The organism is Pseudomonas sp. GZJR-8, from assembly GCF_002916705.1.
In the GTDB taxonomy this organism is placed as follows: domain Bacteria; phylum Pseudomonadota; class Gammaproteobacteria; order Pseudomonadales; family Pseudomonadaceae; genus Aquipseudomonas; species Aquipseudomonas synxantha_A.
Map to the genome: position 1 here is coordinate 147,250 of NZ_JXSI01000014.1, position 18,339 is coordinate 165,588.

An 18,339-nucleotide genomic window follows, 5' to 3' on the forward strand; every position below is an offset into this window, starting at 1 on the left:
AAACAGATGCCGCCACCTGTGAAAACTAACAGCCAGGTAGTCTATTTACGAATAAGAACCCAATAAGAAAGCACATAATTATCTAAGCCGAAGCCCCAAACTTGATACCTCCTCCACACCCGCCTACCCTGATGCCGCACTCACACCCCACGCTGCCACTGCTGCCTCAGCGCTCCACTACAAGGAGGTTCTCCGAATGTTCGACAACCACCAGCGGCTCAAACAGCACTTCAGTGCCCTGCGCACCCGTGCCGAATTCTTCTCCCTGCGCTACGTACGCGAATCCGGTCAGTACCTGTCGGTACGCAAGAACGTCGCCGAGCCACCACACCTGAGCCACGATGAAGGCGCCATGCTTACCGTGCGTCTCAATGGCGTGGAAGCCTATGCCGCGACCAACGACATTTCCCTTGCCGGCCTGCAAGCGGCCCTTGAGCGCGCCGAACAGCAAGCCCGGATGATCCAGCCCCACGCCCTGCTCGACCTGCACCAGCAGCCGGTTTCCAATGAAGTCGCCGACTACCTGTCTCCGGACCTTGATCAGCCCTTCCCGTCCCTGAGCGACTGCTACCAATTGCTCGGCGATGAATCTGCCGCCGTGCCCAAGGATGAACGCCTGGTGACTTGGGAAGTCAGCCTGGGCACCACCCATGTTGAGCAGATCTACCTCAACAGCGCCGGCGCGCAACTACGTCAGGCCCAGCGCTTCGTCTTCCCTGGCCTGAGTGTCACCGCCTTCGACGGCAACGACAGCCAGACCCGCACCCTGGGCGGTACCAACTTCGGCCAGCAAGGCAGTGCCGGTGTGATCCAGCGCTTTGGCCTGGTGGGCGCCGCCCGCAAGGTGGCCGACGAAGCCCTGCAATTGCTGCTCGCACCCAATACGCCCCACGGCCAACGTGACCTGCTGCTGATGCCCGACCAGATGATCCTGCAGATCCACGAGTCCATCGGCCATCCGCTGGAACTCGACCGCATCCTCGGTGACGAGCGTAACTACGCCGGCACCAGTTTTGTGAAGGCCAGCGACTTCGGCCATCTGCAATACGGCTCACCGCTGCTTAACGTGACCTTCGACCCGGACATCCCCGAACAGCTCGCCAGCTACAGCCATGACGACGACGGCACCCGCGCCAGCAAGCAATTCCTGATCCGCGATGGCCTGCTGCTCAAGCCCCTGGGCGGTGCGTTGTCGCAATTTCGCGCCGACTTGCCAGGCGTTGCCAACAGCCGCGCCTGCGGCTGGAACCGCCCGCCCATCGACCGCATGGCCAACCTGAATATCGAGGCCGGCGATAAAAGCATGGAGCAACTGGTGGGTGGCATTGAAAACGGCATCCTGATGTCGACCAACCGTTCGTGGTCCATCGACGATGCGCGCAACAAGTTCCAGTTCGGTTGCGAGTGGGGCCAGTTGATCGAAAACGGCGAACTCAAGGGCGTGGTGAAGAACCCCAACTATCGGGCAATTTCCGCGCAATTCTGGCGCAACCTCAGCGCGGTCGGCGACGCCAGCACCTTCAAGGTATTGGGCACGCCCAACTGCGGCAAGGGCGAGCCCAACCAGGTGATCCGCGTCGGCCATGCGTCGCCGGCCTGTGTATTCAGTAACATTGACGTATTTGGGGGCGATGCCTGATGAACCACTTCAAGGCACTGGTGGACTGGCTCAAGCAGGCCGTCACCGACAAGGAGCAGTTCCACCTGGGTTACGCGGATGAATCGTCCGAGTTCGTGCGTTTTAACCACGCACAGGTGCGCCAGGCCGGCCAAGTGCAACAGGCCAGCCTGAACCTCAAGCTGATCAACGATGGCCGCCACGCCGATCTGGGCATCACCCTGTCCGGCGAGGCGGCACTGGATCGCCAGCGTCTGGCCGATGCCCTGCAACAGCTGCGTGAAACCCTGCCGCTACTGCCACGTGATCCGTACCTGCTGCTCAACCACAACGCCTGGCAAAGCAGCAACGAACAGCGACGGCCGCTGCCGGCGCTGGCCCAGGTGCTGGACGATATCAGCCAGGCTGCCGACGGCGTCGACCTGGTCGGTTTCTACGCCGCCGGCCCCATCAGCCGTGGTTTCGCCAGTTCCTCGGGCGCGTTCGGCTGGCATTGCGCCAACAGCTTCAACTTCGATTTCAGCCTGTTCCACGCCAATGGCGAAGCGGTCAAGGCCAGCTACGCCGGGCACACCTGGGACAGCGCCGAATTTGCCGCACGCTTTCAACAGGCCCGCGAGCAACTGGCGTTTCTGGGGCGGCCGCTGCACAAGCTGGCGCCCGGCCAATACCGTGCCTACCTTGCACCGCCAGCGCTGGAAGAAATCATCAGCATCATTACCTGGGGTGGTTTTTCGGCCCAGGCCATCGCCAGCAAAGGCAGTTCGTTGCAGCGCCTGTATGCCGGTGAACAATCACTGAGCCCGCTGGTGACAATCAATGAACAGATCAGCGGTTCCCTGAGCCAGGCGTTTTCCACCGAAGGCTACCCGCGCGGGGATGTGCCCCTGATCCGGGCAGGCAAGGCCGAGGGTCAGTTGATCAACTCTCGCAGCGCCGCCGAATACGGTTTGAGCACCAACGGCGCCAGCAGCGACGAGTCGCCCAGCGCCTTGCAAATGGCGGCAGGCAGCCTGGCCCAGGCCGATATCCTCAAGCAGTTGGGCACCGGGTTATATATCAGCAACCTCTGGTACCTGAACTATTCCGACCTGCCAGCGGCGCGCCTGACCGGCATGACGCGCTTCGCCACGTTCTGGGTGGAAAACGGCGAAATCAAGGCGCCGGTCAGCACCATGCGTTTTGATGACAGTGTCTATCAGTTGCTCGGCTCGCAACTTGAGGCCCTGACCGCTGATCGGGAGTTGTTGCTCTCGGCCAGCACTTACAGCCAGCGCAATACCGCCTCCAACCTGCTGCCGGGTGCCTTGGTCAAGCGCCTGACCTTGACGCTGTGAAACTTTCACAGCCCGCGTAAAAACTAATGGCAGCCACTCCGGCTGCCATTAGTTATATAAGTGTCCGGCTATTTCCCTTCCTGCGTACAAACCGACCCAAGGCCGGATTTATCCTGCATCCAAAACCAATCGAGGTCACTCTCTGTAACCTATCCTCTCACCTATAGCGGGAACGCATTGCAGCAACAGGACACTTACAACAGTGATTCATTTGCGGGCAACCCACTATCAACTGCGGAGCATACTTATGAGCCTGAGCATTTCGACGCCCACCGGCAGTCATCGGTCGAGCGTAAATAGCTATTCACAAACAAGGGGCAAATCCGCAAATAACACGTCGAGCGCTGAAAACAAACTATTGTCTTCACACCTCCTCCGCGCCGTGCCTACCGAAACATCCGCAACACATGTCATGTCAGGAAAAGATAGAGGCGCCCCACCCAGTAACTTGTGGACTGGCTTGTATGCCACCTATGAAAAATACCCCTACTTTGGCCGTTATGACCACGATGACTGGGTGGCGGTAATTAAGGCCGCCATGTCGGGCCTCGGCCAGAGCCCCTTGAGTATTTTTGATGAAGTCAAGGACACCGGAAACGGCTACAACATCACCATGAAAGACGACTTCAAACTGCATATATCCAACGATGAACTAGCACTGGCTACCCACCATGCCAAGTTTGCGGGCGACGATGAGGGCATGCTAAAAGATGCACGCTTTATTTTTGCGATCATGAATAAACGCAAGCACCTTGAAGCACAATACAACTACAGAAAAATCGATTATCGCACCCATATTCACCAACACAGCTTTGGTGCTGTTCTGAGTTCTTCTGATTACGGGATCAGCGGGTACGAGGGTTTAAAGCTTTTAGGGCTTGACTACCAACTACAGCATGTGTGGTCTCAGGACGTAGGGAACCAGGTAGCCGTACCGGCAATGAAGGTATTTTCGAGTAAGCGCGGCATGATTAATGACGGCTTTATGGAAAACTACGGGCACAAGAAAAAAGTACCACAATGGATAGAAAGCTTTATTGTCCTCAAGGCCCCCCACACCTCCATGCCCACGCCTATTGCGGTCCCTCAGATATCAACACCTCCCACCTTCACGCTCGAACCCCTTCCCCCTGAAGGTGATGTTCAGGCCGACCATGAACTTCCGGAGCTTTCTGCCAAACGAAATGGACAGAAACCAGATAACCTGGTCACCGGGTTTTATACGCAAAGACCTTTTGTCTTTCAAGGTGAGACTTCAACCCACGCCGATGTCATAAAATTGCTGATGTCCAAGTTCGGGCAGAGCCCAACTGATGTTTTTTCAAATGTAAAATTTGCCCATAACGCCTATCAGGTCACCTTTAGGGACGGATTTGAATTGACCCTCTCGCGGGACGAACTTGAGCAAGCCCAACAACACTCCTTATTCATCGGGCACGATGATGGCATGATAAAGGACGCCAACTTCATCTTCGCAGCCTACATCAAACGTCAACAACTCCAGCCCCCCGTGCGCTCCTTTGGGCAGAGTTTCGAAGCAGCATTGATTGGCAACATTGATGGCCGTACGGTAAAAAATGTTCTGGAAGGGATGGGCGTGAGCTCATCTATTAAATACATGGAAAGAGCAGGCGATGCCGATGGCCTGACCGTGTTGATCGGCAGTAACGCTGGTGGGCTGTTCTACAACGGCAGGCTCATAAAGGAAGGTAAAAACCTTCCTGGGGATGAGAAGGTACACACCCACGGATATCAACTCGCATAATAATAAATCCTCACCGTCAGTTCTCAGACAACCTGTTCACCGACAGTCTCCTTTATGCACCCCGAGTCAATTACTATGAATATCGGTTTCTCTCCACTGAATGGCCTCAACTATCCAACCCCTTACGATAATAGTCGCATCAACAATCGCCACTTGGAAAAAGGCGAATTCAATGCTGCCTACACCCGCAAAGATGATGCCCCCGCCCGTACAATTGTTCGCTCGACCACCGACTCGGGCATCAGACCAAAAAAACATATGGCGAGATTTCTTTCAAGTCACCGAAGGTAACTGTGTCACGGTGTCAGCCATCAAGGCGGCGATGGCCAAGTTCGGCAGCCATCCAGAGGATATTTATAAAAAGATAACCCGGACACCTGAAGGTTATGACGTAGTGATGCGCGACGATGTCCGCATCACCCTGACCCATCAAGAACTGCTTCAAGCCATGGAGCGCACAGGATTCGCTGGTAGCGGCAAGGTCTTGCGACATGCCGTTTTTCTATATGCGGCCAGCGCAAAGCGGGCGCAGAACGAAAACAATGACCACCGGGCCAGCCAGAACTTTAAGACCGCAATGGACACCTTGAACGACGGAGAACACCCTGGTGAAGCGTTAACACGCCTTGGGCTCAAGCACTCTATGCGCAGCGGCACTCTTGAGGAATTAAAAAATGGAGCGATAGGTACCCTTGCCAACTCCAGCCATTCTGTCGCCGTCATTGATGGCCATATCGACTTGTGGAGTATCAAAGTTCCTCTTGGCGACTCACCATTCGACAGTAAAGAAAATACCGTATTGGTGTTGGCTTAAATCAATCTTTGCCTGACTTGCCTGTAAGTGGACTCATCTGTCAGGCAAATCCCTTCCCACTGGTAAACTTTCTGCGGTGCTCTCATTTGGCGAATCCGCCTATTGTCCCCTCCCTGATTCCTCGTTATAAGGCTTGATGGCATCCCGCCACCCCACCCACGTGCCCGCACGTGATGCATGACCTTGCCTGGACTGGGCAAGCTGGAGCCTTCAGATGAACCATGGAAGTTTTGTCATAGAGAAGCTGTTCAAACACTACAACGTTCACGTAGAGCAGCTCGGTAACCATCCGCATAGAAAAACCGTACTGATGGTCAATGGCGCGCTGTCCACCACGCGCTCCTTTGCCCGCACCAGCAAATGCCTGGCCGAGCATTTCAATGTGCTGCTGTTCGACTTGCCGTTCTCCGGCTACTCGCGCGAGCACAACACCGACCTTGACCTGGTCACCAAGGACGACGAGGTGCAAATCCTGCGTGCCCTGGTGGAACGCTTTGAGGTCAACCATCTGGTGTCGGCCTCGTGGGGCGGCATCTCTACGCTGCTGACCCTGGCGCACAACCCGCCCTCCATCGAAAGCTCGGTGGTGATGGCCCTGGCGCCCAACCTCAACCAGGCCATGCTCGAATACGTGGAGCGCGTTCGCGTGTTGATCGAGGCCGATGACAAATCTGCGGTCGGCCACCTGCTCAACGAGACGGTCGGCAAATACCTGTCGCCGCGCCTCAAGCGCAACAACCATCGGCACCTGTCGACCATGGCCACTACCGAGTACCGCCAGGCGCGCTTTCACATTCACCAGGTCCTGGCCTTGGGCGATGGCAACTACTTGCCAGCGCTGCGACAGATCGAGACGCCGGTGCACTTTCTCAACGGTGCCCTGGACGAATACACCCCGGCCGCCGAGGCCCAGCTGTTCAAACAATATGTAGGCCGCAGCAGCTTTGCGGTGGCCGAGCATACCGGCCACCTGCTGGACCTGGAGTCTCGGGAGGCGGCGCTGGCAGTTCACCGTGCATTGCTGGATTTCCTGGTCGGAGAGCACGCAACGTTGTCGGACTTAGACGAACCGCCAGTGGGAAAAGGAGCGACGAATGGCGCATAATCGCCAACACATAGCCTGCTAATAAAAGGGTCCCCATGCCGAATCGTGCCCCTCTCGATGCCAAGACCGCCCGCTGGCTCCCCTGGGTGGTAGCGATTGCCTTCTTCATGCAATCGCTGGATGGGACGATCCTCAACACGGCCCTGCCGGCCATGGCTCGGGACCTCGCGGAGAACCCGCTGCGCATGCAGGGGGTGGTGATTGCCTACATGCTCACCGTCGCCCTGCTGATTCCCGCATCGGGCTGGATCGCTGACCGCTTTGGCACCAAGAAGATTTTCTTTGGCGCGATCATGCTGTTCAGCCTCGGCTCGCTGCTGTGCGCGTTGTCCAGCAGCCTGACCATGCTGGTGGGCGCACGGGTGATCCAGGGCTTGGGCGGTGCGCTGATGCTGCCGGTCGGGCGGCTGGTGGTGCTGCGCGCTTATCCACGTTCCGAGTTGGTGCGCATCATGGGCTTCATCACCATCCCCGGCCTGCTCGGCCCATTACTGGGCCCGACCATGGGCGGCTGGATGGTGCAATACCTGACCTGGCACTGGATCTTCCTGATCAACCTGCCGGTGGGCATGATCGGCTGCTATGCCGTGTGGAAATTCATTCCCGACCTGCGCGGCAGCGAACGCACGCGCTTCGACGGCCTGGGTTTCCTGCTGTTCGGCGCGGCAATGGTGCTGATCACCATCGCCATGGAGGGCCTGGGCGAACTGCACCTGCCGCACCTGCGGGTCATATTGCTGCTGTTCGGCGGGTTCGCCTGCCTGGCGGCGTACTGGCTGCGCGCCGGGCATATTGATAACCCGTTGTTCTCGCCGGTGCTGTTCAAGACCCGCACCTTTGCCGTCGGCATTCTGGGCAACCTGTTTGCGCGGCTGGGCAGCGGCGCACTGCCGTTCCTGGTACCGCTGCTGTTGCAGGTGGCACTGGGTTACTCGCCATCGGAAGCCGGGATGAGCATGTTGCCACTCGCGGCGGCGGCGATGTTTGCCAAATCCGTGGCAAGGCCGCTGATCGAGCGCCTCGGTTATCGCATCGTGCTGACCGGCAACACCTTGGCTCTGGGCATCATGCTGGCGAGCATGGGCCTGGTCAGCGAGCACACGCCCTACCCGCTGCTGCTGGCAATGCTGGCGGTGCTGGGGGCGATCAACTCGCTGCAATTCACGGCGATGAACACCGTGACCCTGATCGACCTCGACGACGCCCAGGCCAGCAGCGGCAACAGTTTGTTGTCGGTGGTGGCGCAGTTGTCCCTCAGCCTCGGCGTAGCCTGCGCCGGCGCGTTGCTTGGCGGGTTTACTGCCGAGGCTGGCAATGACGGTGTGGAGAGTGTCCTCGGCGCGTTCCAGTTGACCTTCCTCACCGTGGGCATCATGGCGATGCTGGCGGCGGCGATCTTCCTGCAATTGTCGCCAAAAGACGGCAAACGCGTGGTCAGCCGCGAGCACGATATCGAGCACTGACGGGCTTCTCGTCGAGAACTTGCGGGGAAAATCCCACAGGGCTGGTACACTGCGCGACATTTTGTTTTGCAGAGCCAGTCCCGTGACTACCATCGCCACCGCTTTTAATACTTTGCCCCTGTCCGCCGCCATGCTGGCTAACCTCGACTCGCTGGGTTACGTCGAGATGACGCAGATCCAGGCGCAAAGCTTGCCGGTGATCCTCAAGGGGCTGGACCTGATTGCCCAGGCCAAGACTGGCAGCGGCAAGACCGCCGCCTTCGGCATCGGCCTGTTGAACCCGATCAACCCACGTTACTTCGGTTGCCAGGCGCTGGTGATGTGCCCCACCCGTGAACTGGCCGACCAGGTCGCCAAGGAAATCCGTCGCCTGGCCCGTGCCGAAGACAACATCAAGGTGCTGACCCTGTGCGGCGGCGTGTCCCTCGGCCCGCAGATCGCCTCCCTGGAGCATGGCGCCCACGTCATCGTCGGCACTCCGGGCCGCATCCAGCAGCACCTGCGCAAAGGCTCGCTGGTACTGGATGGCCTGAACACCCTGATCCTCGACGAAGCCGACCGTATGCTCGACATGGGCTTCTACGACGCCATCGAAGACATCATCAGCAAGACCCCACCACGCCGCCAGACTTTACTGTTCTCGGCCACCTACCCGGTGAGCATCAAGCAGCTGGCGTCCAAGTTCATGCGTGCGCCGCAGCAGGTGAAGGCCGAGGCGTTCCACTCCGACGACCAGATCGAACAGCGTTTCTTCGAGATCTCGCCAGAAGAACGCATGGACGCGGTGACCAAGGTGCTCGCGCACTTCCGCCCAGCCTCCTGCGTGGCGTTCTGCTTCACCAAGCAGCAAGTGCAGGAAACTGTCGACCACCTGACAGCCAAAGGCATTTCCGCCGTCGGCCTGCACGGCGACCTGGAACAACGCGACCGTGACCAGGTACTGGCGATGTTCGCCAACCGCAGCACCTCGGTGCTGGTGGCTACCGACGTGGCTGCCCGTGGCCTGGACATCGACTCGCTGGACATGGTGATCAACGTCGAACTGGCCCGCGACTCGGAAATCCACATCCACCGCGTTGGCCGTACCGGTCGTGCTGGCGAGACCGGTATCGCCATCAGCCTGGTGGCGCCGTCCGAAGCGCACCGCGCCCAGGCCATCGAGCAACTGCAGAAGTCGCCGCTGAACTGGGACCAACTGGACAACCTCAAGCCGCAAAGCGGTGGCCCGCTGCTGCCGCAGATGAGCACCCTGTGCATCGCCGCCGGGCGTAAAGACAAAGTCCGCCCAGGCGACATTCTGGGTGCATTGACCGGTGAAGCCGGCATTCCGGGCGCCCAGGTCGGCAAGATTGCGATCTTTGACTTCCAGGCATTCGTGGCCGTGGAACGCGGGATCGCCAAGCAGGCGTTGCAGCGCTTGAATGACGGCAAGATCAAAGGCCGTTCGTTGCGCGTGCGGATCCTGTAAATATCTCGCACACCAATGGAGATTCAAATGTGGGAGGGGGCTTGCTCCTGATAGCGGAGTCTCAGTCAATATAGATGTGACTGAACCACCGCCATCGGGAGCAAGCCCCCTCCCACATTTGACTGTATTTCAATTCAGAATTTGTATGAGGACACCGTTTTGCGCTCGACCGAAGTTGTGATCATTGGCGCCGGCGCGGCAGGCTTGATGTGCGCACTGACCTCCGCCGGGCGTGGGCGCAAAGTGATGCTGATCGACCACGCCAACAAGGCCGGCAAGAAGATCCTGATGTCCGGTGGCGGCCGCTGCAACTTCACCAATATGTACACCGAGCCTGCCAACTTCCTCTCGCATAACGCGCACTTCTGCAAGTCGGCCCTGGCCCGCTACACCCAGTGGGATTTCATTGGGCTGGTGGCCAAGCACGGTGTGCCGTACCACGAGAAAAAACTCGGCCAGCTGTTCTGCGATAACAAGTCCAGCGACATCCTCGGCATGTTGCTCGATGAGTGCATCCAGACCGGCGTGAGCCTGCACCTGGACACCTCCATCGAGGAAATCGCCAAACTCGAAAGCGGCTATCAGTTGCAGACGACTCTGGGCGAGTTGCGCTGCGAGTCGTTGGTCATTGCTACCGGCGGCTTGTCGATCCCGACACTGGGCGCCACCGGTTTCGGTTACCAAGTGGCCAGGCAATTCGGCCACGAACTGCTGCCAACCCGCGCCGGGCTGGTGCCGTTTACCATCACCGACCAGCTCAAGCCATTGTGCAGTGAGTTATCCGGCACTTCAGTGGATTGCCTGGTGAGCTGCAACGGCCAGAGCTTTCGCGAGAACATGCTGTTCACCCATCGCGGCCTGAGCGGGCCGGCGATTTTGCAGATCTCGTCTTACTGGGAATCCGGCGACACGGTGGAAATCAACCTGTTGCCCGATCATGACGCCCATGACTGGCTGCAACAGCAACAGGCCGAGCATCCCAACAGCGAGCTAAAGACCCTGCTGGGGGAGATTTTCACCAAGAAGATGGCCAACCTGCTGGCCCAAAGCTGGTTCGAATCCAAACCGATGAAGCAGTACACCCACGCTGAAATTGCCGATATCGCGCAAAAGCTTGGGAGCTGGCAACTCGTACCGGCCGGCACCGAGGGCTATCGCACTGCCGAGGTAACCTTAGGTGGAGTGGACACGCGGGAAGTGTCGTCCAAGACCATGGAATCACTGAAAAGCCCTGGCCTGTACTTCATCGGCGAAGTGCTGGATGTGACCGGTCACTTGGGCGGGTTCAACTTTCAGTGGGCCTGGGCGTCGGGCTACGCAGCCGCGCAATACGCCTGACACAACGCAGTAAAAATGTGGGAGGGGGCTTGCTCCCGATGGCGGTGTATCAGTCAGTACATCTGTTACTGATACACCGCCATCGGGAGCAAGCCCCCTCCCACATTGGTTTTGTAGTGATCTTGAAAAATTTGCGGTTGGATGTGATCAGCACACTTGCCGTGGCGTCCTTGATAGCTCAATTTAGCGACAACGTCCCGGAAGACTCCAGACTTCATGTCATCGACCTCGTTCAAGCAGTCCATGCGGCGCCTGTGGGCGCTGGATAAATTCAGCTACAGCGTACGGGTGTTCATCGCCCTCACCGGCAGCATGGCGCTGTGTTGGTACCAGGATGAAATGACGCTGTTGATCCCGCTGTTCCTGGGGATTATCGCCAGTGCCCTGGCCGAGACTGATGACAGTTGGCAGGGCCGCCTCAACGCCCTGGCGGTGACACTGGTGTGTTTCAGCATCGCCGCGCTGTCGGTGGAATTGCTGTTCCCCTACCCCTGGATCTTTGCCATCGCCCTGGCCCTGGCCAGTTTCTCCCTGACCATGCTCGGTGCGCTGGGCGAACGCTATGGCGCGATTGCCTCGGCCACCCTGATTCTGTCGGTCTATACCATGATCGGCGTGGACCAGCGCGGCGGCGCCGTCACCGACTTCTGGCATGAGCCGCTGCTGCTGGTGGCCGGCGCCGCCTGGTACGGCGTGCTGTCGGTGCTGTGGCAGGCGTTGTTTTCCAACCAGCCGGTGCAGCAAAGCCTGGCGCGGTTGTTCCGTGAGCTGGGGCGCTATCTCAAGCTCAAGTCATCCTTGTTCGAGCCGATCCGCCAACTGGATGTGGAAGCCCGGCGCCTGGAACTGGCGCAGCAAAATGGCCGGGTGGTCGCCGCGCTGAATGCGGCCAAGGAAATCATTCTGCACCGTGTCGGCAATGGCCGACCGGGCTCGAAGGTCAGCCGCTACCTGAAGCTGTATTTCCTGGCCCAGGACATCCACGAACGCGCCAGTTCGTCTCACTACCCGTACAACGCCCTGACCGATGCCTTTTTCCACAGCGATGTGCTGTTTCGCTGCCAGCGCCTGCTGCGCCAGCAAGGCAAAGCCTGCCAGACCCTGGCCGAATCGATCCAACTGCGCCAACCGTTCATCTATGACGACAGCTTCGCCGAGGCCCTGGGCGACCTGAACGCCTCCCTGGAGCACCTGCGCATCCAGAGCAACCCCGCCTGGCGTGGCCTGTTGCGCTCGTTGCGCGCCTTGGCCGCCAACCTGTCCACCCTTGACCGCCTGCTGGGCGACGCCAGCAACCCCGATGCCCTGGCCGACGCTACCGACAGCAACCTGTTGGACCGCGCCCCGCGTAACTTCAAGGAAATGTGGACGCGCCTGCGCACCCAACTCACGCCGACGTCATTGCTGTTTCGGCACGCCTTGCGCCTGTCACTGGCATTGACCATCGGCTATGGCACCCTACACGCCATCCACGCGTCCCAAGGTTACTGGATCATCCTCACCACCCTGTTCGTCTGTCAGCCGAGCTACGGCGCCACCCGCCGCAAACTCGGCCAGCGGATCATCGGCACCGCCATCGGCCTGACCGTGGCCTGGGCGCTGTTCGATTTGTTCCCCAACCCGGTCGTGCAATCGATGTTCGCCATCGCTGCGGGCCTGGTGTTCTTTATCAACCGCACCACGCGCTACACCCTGGCGACTGCAGCGATCACTCTGATGGTGCTGTTCTGCTTCAACCAGGTGGGCGATGGCTACGGGCTGTTTCTGCCTCGCCTGTTCGATACCCTGCTTGGCAGCCTGATCGCGGGGCTGGCGGTATTCCTGTTCCTGCCGGACTGGCAAGGCCGGCGCCTGAACAAAGTGCTGGCCAATACACTGACCTGCAACAGCATCTACCTGCGCCAGATCATGCAGCAATACGCCGCCGGCAAGAGCGACGACCTGGCCTACCGCCTGGCCCGGCGCAACGCGCATAACGCCGATGCCGCACTATCCACTACGCTGGCGAATATGCTGATGGAGCCTGGGCACTTTCGTAAGGAGGCCGACGTAGGCTTTCGCTTTCTGGTGCTGTCACACACCTTGCTCAGCTATTTGTCGGGTTTGGGTGCGCACCGCGAAACCCAGCTACCGGCCGACGTGCGTGAGCATTTGATCGAAGGCGCAGGCAACAGCCTGGCGGCAAGCATTGATGAGATCGCCAGCGGCCTGGCCAACAAACAGCCGATTGCGATCCAGAGTGATGCCGAGGAAGGGTTGGCGGCAGAGTTGGAGCAAATGCCGGATGAGATCGATGAGGCGCAGCGGTTGGTGCAAACGCAGTTGGCGTTGATTTGTCGGCAGTTGGGGCCGTTGCGCACGTTGGCCGCGCACTTGATCAAAGACACCAGCGCGGCTTAGGCCGCTATCGGGGGGCAAGTCGAATCGTCGCACCGCCCCTCCCACATTCGATTGGTGTATGCCGGTCCCTTGTGGAAGGGGGCTTGCCCCCGATGAGGCCCGCACAGACGCTACATCCCATGCGCCTTCATCAACCGCGCATAACTGCCATCCGCCTTCATCCGCGCAATCTCCCGATCAAAACCGGCAACAATCTGCGCGTGTTCGGGGTTCTTCAGGCTGACCAGGATATGCAAGCTGTTCTGGCTCAAGGGCTCGCCCACAAACGCCACGGCATTGCGCACCCGCGGCGATTCCCGCGCCAGGTAGTAACGCGCTACGTATTCATCCTCCAGCGTCAACCGCACGCGCCGGGCCGCCAACATGCGCACGGCCATGGCAAAGTTGTGCACCGGCACTTTCTGCAACAGTGTGTCTTGGTCAAACGCTGCCGAGTAGGCGTAACCGCGCACCACGGCGATCGTCTCGTCGTGCAGTTCTGTCAGGTTGCGATAAGCAATGGGATCGTCGCTACGCTTGAGAAAGCGCACACGGTTAAGCAAATACTCGCCGGAAAACTGCCCCAACTGCGTACGGGCCTCGTCGTACCAGGCGTTGATCAGCACGTCGTAGCGTCCGTCCCCCACCCCTTTCAAGGCGCGAGCCCAAGGCACCTGGTCAAAATCACTGGCATACCCCGCACGGGCCAGGGCCGTGCTGACGATATCCGTGGCCAGGCCGCCATTGATCAGGGTGGCATCGGTAAACGGCGGCCAGCTATCCGCCACCAGGCGCAGGCGTTGTGCCAACACCGGTTGGGCCAGTAACAACACGGCGATCAAAGCAACGGCACGAGTCAATCGCGGCATGCTCAAAGTCCTTGGCGGGCAGGCAGTGGCCTGATAACAGTAGCTCATCAATGAGCGTGCACTGCAGATTACACAAAGAAGCCCGCTGCGCCCGCGCCGAATGATGGCAAATTGACGCTATTCACAAAATTACCATTTTAGACACCAGCGCCCGCCGCGCTTACTATTCTTGGCACGTCTTTATACGAGCACACATCATGACGGTTGATTGGGTCTGCAAACATCACGACGACTTGGGCAAGGAACAGCTGTACGCCATCCTGCGCCTGCGCAACGAGGTCTTCGTCGTCGAGCAACAATGCGTTTACCAGGACATCGACGGCCAGGATCTGGCCGGCGATACCCACCACTTGATGGCCTGGCAAGATGATGAGCTGGTGGCCTACCTGCGGTTACTGGACCCTGAGTCCCAGGGCGACGACGTAGTGATCGGCCGCGTCATCGTAGCAAAGGTGGCACGGGGCACCGGGCTGGGGCATCAAATGATGGAGGAAGCGCTCAAGCGCATTGAGAGTATCTGGCCAGAAATGCCGATTTTTCTCTCAGCCCAGGCGCATTTGCAGGGGTATTACGGGCGCTATGGGTTCGTAGTGGCGGGCGAGGAATACCTGGAAGACGATATTCCACATATTGGTATGCGGCGGGCTTGATGGCCTCATCGGGGGCAAGCCCAGCCACCACCTGTGTCAGGGGTAACCCAACACCTGCTTGATCATCGCAAGATTGGCCGCGATCCACCCCCGGTCAATCGCACCCCAATCACGAATCCGATAATGCCCAGCGTGATTACGCGCCCCCTCTTCCTGCTCGAACTCACACACAATATCCAGGTCGGCCAACGCCGCAATCGTGTCCTGGGCTGTGCGCCGTGGCATGCCAGTGGCCTCGGTCAGCGCCGGGACGCTGCTGGCCAACTGGCTGTCGATCAAATACGCCACATACAGGCGGCGATAGAAGCTGCTTTTGGTCTTGCTCACATCCATGGTCTGTCGCCTTGTGGTTAGGGCTTGCCCTGCAAATCGCGCCAGGTAAGGTACATCCGCAGGTCGAACTCCACCTGATGGTAGTCCGGCATCATGTATTGGCAGAGTTTGTAGAACGCCTTGTTGTGGTCCGATTCCTTGAAGTGCGCCAGTTCATGCACCACGATCATGCGTAGAAACTGCGGGGCGGCCTCCTTGAACAGCGAAGCGATGCGAATCTCTTTCTTGGACTTGAGATTACCGCCCTGTACCCGGGAAATCGTGGTGTGCAAACCCAAGGCGCGATGGGTCAGGTCCAGCCGGTTATCGAACAGCACCTTGTCGATGGACGGCGCGTTGCGCAGGTGTTCCTGCTTCAGGGCCAGCGCGTAGGCGTACAGCGCCTTGTCGCTCTGCACGGCGTGGCGTTCGGGGTAACGCTGCTCCAGATAGGCACCCAACTGGTCCTTGGCGATCAGTTGACGCACTTGCTCCTGAAGCGCAGCGGGATAGGCCTGGAGGTATTTCAACGCAGTCATGGGGTGTGCAACGCAAATGGGACGGGCGCCAGTGTAGCGAATTCAACGCACGCGAGGGTACGACCAGCCTGCAACGTCCTCGGCCATCAACGGCAACGCCGCCCACGGCCCCTGGATATACGTGCAGCCATTGGCCTTGAGCCATTCTGTTTGCTCAAGGGTCTCTACGCCTTCAGCGATCACCAACACATCAAAATGCCCACACAACTGGATGATGCTGCGGGCCATTGCGGCATCCCGCGACGAGCCTGGCAGGCGCGCCACCAACTGCGGGTCAAGCTTGAGGGTGTCGAACGCAAGATCGCGCAAATGGGCCAGGGAGCAGTGGCCAGCACCAAAGTCATCCAGGGCTATACGCACGCCAATGCGGCGCAGTAACTGCAACTGTTTGGTCGACTCCTCAAGATTATTCATCAGGCAGTCTTCACCGATTTCCACCTCCAACTGCCGCCCACACAGCCCATGTCGCTCCAGTACCTGCTGCAGTTGGTTGGCCAGGTTGGGCATATTGAACTGGCTGCTGCTCAGGCTCACGCTCAGCACCAGCTCAGGGTCGAAGGTAGCTTGCCAGGCCTGGCGCTGGGCAGCGACTTGCTGGTAGATCCAGGTGCTCAACTGGCTGATCAAGCGCGCCTCTTCCAACAACGGCAAAAACAAACCTGGTGGCACATCGCCGACACTCGGATGCTGCCAGCGCAACAGTGCTTCGACACCGCGCAGACGCCCATCCTCCAGGCACATCTGGGGTTGGTACACCAAGGTGAAATCCTTGTTCGCAATGGCTGTGCGTACGCTGTCTTCGAGCATCAGCCGCGAACGGGCGCGGCCGTTCATTTCCTGGTCGTAGTAACGATACTGCTGACGTCCGGCGCGCTTGGCTTCGTACATAGCGATATCTGCTGCCCGTAACAGACCGCTCAGGTCCGAGCCGCAATCCGGAAACGTCGCAATGCCAATACTGACGCCGAGCATCACATCCAGACCGTCGACCTGCTGGCACACAGACACTCGCTCGATCAGCTTTTCCGCGATCTTCGCAGCCTGTTCGGGGAACTCAAGCTCCAGCAAGGCGGTGAACTCGTCCCCGCCAATGCGTCCGAGAATGTCGTAGGAACGCAGACATGCCTGCATTTGTTCAGAAACCCAACGCAGCACACGATCACCGGCGTCGTGGCCCAACGTATCGTTGACTCGCTTGAAGCCATCAAGGTCCAGGTACAGCAGTACCAGCGCCTGCTCGCTGCGTTCGCCGCGCAGCAACGTATTCTCCACCGCCTGATGAAAACCCCGCCGGTTCAGCAGCCCGGTCAACGGGTCGGTCACGGCCTGGAACTCCAGTTGCTGGTGCAGGTGGCGCACTTCAGACATGTCCAGCACTGTCACCACCATCGCCTGCTGCTCGGCAGGCAAGGGCGCGCAGGATAACGCCACCGGCACCTGCTGCCCGCGACCCGTACGCAAAATGGCATCGTGCTGGCGCCACGTCTGGCCCTTGCGATACGCCTCGTACATCGGGAAGCCCAGCCAAGTGGGCACATGAGGTTTTTGCAGAAAACTGAGAAAACTCTCCCCCTGCAACTCGGCCATCGTGGCATTGAGCAGCCGCGAAATGGCCGGGTTGGCGTATTCGATCACACTGGTTTCGCCCACCACCAGAATGCCTTCGGCGGCGTTATCCAGCACCGAGGCATTAAAGGCGCGGGCCAGTTCCAGGTCATGGCTCAGGCGCTGCAAAGCGCGGCGATTACGCTGGTGATCCAGCAACGCCTGCACCTTGGGCTTGAGGATAAGTGGGTCAAACGGCTTGAACAGGTAGTCGATCGCACCGCTGGCATACCCTTCAAGTACCGCGTCGGGTGAATGGGCAGTGGCTGTCAGGAAGATAATCGGCGTCATGCGCGTGCGTTGGCTGCCACGCATCAGACGTGCCACCTCGAAGCCATCCATACCGGGCATGCGCACGTCCAGCAACACCAGGTCGACGTCGTGGGCCAGCAGCAATTCCAAGGCTTCCAGGCCGGAAGCGGCGGTCATTACCCACCAGTCTTCACACTGCAATAGCGCACGCATGCTGACGAGGTTTTCCGGGTAGTCATCGACCACCAAAAGGACCGAACTGGCATCGCCTGGGTGTGGAGCGCAATCCATGCTACGTCTCTTCCTTGGGGAGCTGCACCGGTCAGTTCTGTTACCAAACCCGGATAAATACTGAGGGCTCACTCTAGCCTCGGTTCCAAAAAAGCAGAAGTGACGTGGATGCCCTCATTGAAACAAAAGCCAGGAAGCCGACTAACGGTAAGGCCCTGCAGCCCGCGGCTCATGGGCAACATGGCTTTTTGGCATTCCTCTGACGCCAATTAATTGCCAGCGATTGTTTAACAATTGCACCAGCACCGCCTATAAAGAACCGGTAAGGCCTCTGGGCCAACGTTTTCACCCTCTGTAAAAGGCCAACACCATGATCGACCTCTCCACCTGGAACCTGAGCATTCCGGTCGGCTCCCCGCCCACGACCATCGACACCCCAAGGCTGCTGAGTGGCTTCAACGATCAATACTTCCAGGCCGAAGGCAGCGATGTGCAGTTCTGGACCCCCGTGACCGGCACCCGCACCGAAAACGCAATTTACCCACGCAGCGAACTGCGCGAAACCTACGCCGACGGGCGCCTGCGCAACTGGAC

The 18,339-nt window shown here is 59.1% G+C and carries 15 protein-coding genes; 11 read left to right on the forward strand and 4 right to left on the reverse strand.

The annotated features are described in order from the left end of the window. Positions 1-196: 196 nt before the first annotated feature. From TK42_RS23700 to yccS, 9 genes are all read left to right on the forward strand, one after another. Positions 197-1,639: a TldD/PmbA family protein gene (locus TK42_RS23700; protein WP_103735272.1), complete on the forward strand. Its 1,443-nt coding sequence runs from the start codon at positions 197-199 to the stop codon at positions 1,637-1,639. After that, complete coding sequence (locus TK42_RS23705; RefSeq protein ID WP_032879031.1) at positions 1,639-2,955, forward strand: TldD/PmbA family protein; 1,317 nt, start codon at positions 1,639-1,641, stop codon at positions 2,953-2,955. The genes TK42_RS23700 and TK42_RS23705 overlap by 1 nt, the downstream gene beginning before the upstream one ends. Before the next feature lie 247 nt (positions 2,956-3,202). Then, the gene (locus tag TK42_RS23710; protein ID WP_146097896.1) at positions 3,203-4,720 is read left to right on the forward strand and encodes a hypothetical protein; all 1,518 of its coding nucleotides are present in this window, start codon (positions 3,203-3,205) and stop codon (positions 4,718-4,720) included. Between the two features lie 301 nt (positions 4,721-5,021). Beyond that, positions 5,022-5,534, forward strand: a complete 513-nt coding sequence (locus TK42_RS23715) for a hypothetical protein (RefSeq protein ID WP_146097897.1) — start codon at positions 5,022-5,024, stop codon at positions 5,532-5,534. A gap of 214 nt (positions 5,535-5,748) precedes the next feature. Then, entirely contained in the window at positions 5,749-6,639 is an 891-nt protein-coding gene (locus TK42_RS23720) for an alpha/beta fold hydrolase (RefSeq protein ID WP_103735275.1), read from the forward strand. Between the two features lie 35 nt (positions 6,640-6,674). Further along, positions 6,675-8,102, forward strand: coding sequence for a multidrug transporter subunit MdtD (gene mdtD, locus TK42_RS23725; protein ID WP_032879027.1), 1,428 nt, complete (start codon positions 6,675-6,677; stop codon positions 8,100-8,102). Between the two features lie 130 nt (positions 8,103-8,232). Then, positions 8,233-9,570: an ATP-dependent RNA helicase DbpA gene (gene dbpA, locus TK42_RS23730; protein WP_235165500.1), complete on the forward strand. Its 1,338-nt coding sequence runs from the start codon at positions 8,233-8,235 to the stop codon at positions 9,568-9,570. Between the two features lie 159 nt (positions 9,571-9,729). Further along, the gene (locus TK42_RS23735) at positions 9,730-10,908 is read left to right on the forward strand and encodes an NAD(P)/FAD-dependent oxidoreductase (protein WP_103735276.1); all 1,179 of its coding nucleotides are present in this window, start codon (positions 9,730-9,732) and stop codon (positions 10,906-10,908) included. Positions 10,909-11,124: 216 nt separating this feature from the next. Next, positions 11,125-13,308 carry a YccS family putative transporter gene (yccS, locus tag TK42_RS23740; RefSeq protein ID WP_005792181.1) on the forward strand — a complete coding sequence of 728 codons (2,184 nt, stop codon included), beginning with the start codon at positions 11,125-11,127 and terminating at the stop codon, positions 13,306-13,308. A 110-nt stretch (positions 13,309-13,418) separates the two neighbouring features. Here the strand turns inward: yccS and TK42_RS23745 are convergent, their stop codons facing one another. After that, positions 13,419-14,156, reverse strand: a complete 738-nt coding sequence (locus tag TK42_RS23745; protein WP_032879022.1) for an ABC transporter substrate-binding protein — start codon at positions 14,154-14,156, stop codon at positions 13,419-13,421. A 197-nt stretch (positions 14,157-14,353) separates the two neighbouring features. Between TK42_RS23745 and TK42_RS23750 the strand changes: the two genes are divergently transcribed. Beyond that, a complete protein-coding gene (locus TK42_RS23750; RefSeq protein WP_103735277.1) occupies positions 14,354-14,806 on the forward strand; it encodes a GNAT family N-acetyltransferase in 453 nt (150 codons plus the stop codon). Positions 14,807-14,842: 36 nt separating this feature from the next. Here the strand turns inward: TK42_RS23750 and TK42_RS23755 are convergent, their stop codons facing one another. Genes TK42_RS23755 through TK42_RS23765 form a run of 3 tightly spaced genes read right to left on the reverse strand, consistent with a single transcriptional unit; the run spans position 14,843 to position 17,805 of the window. After that, on the reverse strand, positions 14,843-15,139 hold the full coding sequence (locus TK42_RS23755) for a helix-turn-helix domain-containing protein (RefSeq protein WP_005792184.1): 297 nt from the start codon (positions 15,137-15,139) through the stop codon (positions 14,843-14,845). 17 nt (positions 15,140-15,156) lie between these two features. Then, positions 15,157-15,657, reverse strand: a complete 501-nt coding sequence (locus TK42_RS23760; RefSeq protein ID WP_103735278.1) for a M48 family metallopeptidase — start codon at positions 15,655-15,657, stop codon at positions 15,157-15,159. 42 nt (positions 15,658-15,699) lie between these two features. Further along, positions 15,700-17,805 carry a bifunctional diguanylate cyclase/phosphodiesterase gene (locus TK42_RS23765; protein ID WP_103735279.1) on the reverse strand — a complete coding sequence of 702 codons (2,106 nt, stop codon included), beginning with the start codon at positions 17,803-17,805 and terminating at the stop codon, positions 15,700-15,702. 310 nt (positions 17,806-18,115) lie between these two features. Between TK42_RS23765 and TK42_RS23770 the strand changes: the two genes are divergently transcribed. Beyond that, the coding region (locus TK42_RS23770; protein WP_146097898.1) for a polysaccharide lyase family 7 protein at positions 18,116-18,339 on the forward strand (224 nt) is incomplete at its 3' end.

Excerpts from the sequence above, each read along its gene's own strand:
- TK42_RS23750 (WP_103735277.1), top strand. The coding sequence starts at position 14,354 with ATGACGGTTGATTGGGTCTGCAAACATCACGACGACTTGGGCAAGGAA.
- TK42_RS23745 (WP_032879022.1), bottom strand. The coding sequence starts at position 14,156 with ATGCCGCGATTGACTCGTGCCGTTGCTTTGATCGCCGTGTTGTTACTG.
- TK42_RS23705 (WP_032879031.1), top strand. The coding sequence starts at position 1,639 with ATGAACCACTTCAAGGCACTGGTGGACTGGCTCAAGCAGGCCGTCACC.
- TK42_RS23720 (WP_103735275.1), top strand. The coding sequence starts at position 5,749 with ATGAACCATGGAAGTTTTGTCATAGAGAAGCTGTTCAAACACTACAAC.
- TK42_RS23765 (WP_103735279.1), bottom strand. The coding sequence starts at position 17,805 with ATGGATTGCGCTCCACACCCAGGCGATGCCAGTTCGGTCCTTTTGGTG.
- TK42_RS23755 (WP_005792184.1), bottom strand. The coding sequence starts at position 15,139 with ATGGATGTGAGCAAGACCAAAAGCAGCTTCTATCGCCGCCTGTATGTG.
- yccS (WP_005792181.1), top strand. The coding sequence starts at position 11,125 with ATGTCATCGACCTCGTTCAAGCAGTCCATGCGGCGCCTGTGGGCGCTG.
- TK42_RS23700 (WP_103735272.1), top strand. The coding sequence starts at position 197 with ATGTTCGACAACCACCAGCGGCTCAAACAGCACTTCAGTGCCCTGCGC.
- TK42_RS23760 (WP_103735278.1), bottom strand. The coding sequence starts at position 15,657 with ATGACTGCGTTGAAATACCTCCAGGCCTATCCCGCTGCGCTTCAGGAG.
- mdtD (WP_032879027.1), top strand. The coding sequence starts at position 6,675 with ATGCCGAATCGTGCCCCTCTCGATGCCAAGACCGCCCGCTGGCTCCCC.
- dbpA (WP_235165500.1), top strand. The coding sequence starts at position 8,233 with ATGCTGGCTAACCTCGACTCGCTGGGTTACGTCGAGATGACGCAGATC.
- TK42_RS23710 (WP_146097896.1), top strand. The coding sequence starts at position 3,203 with ATGAGCCTGAGCATTTCGACGCCCACCGGCAGTCATCGGTCGAGCGTA.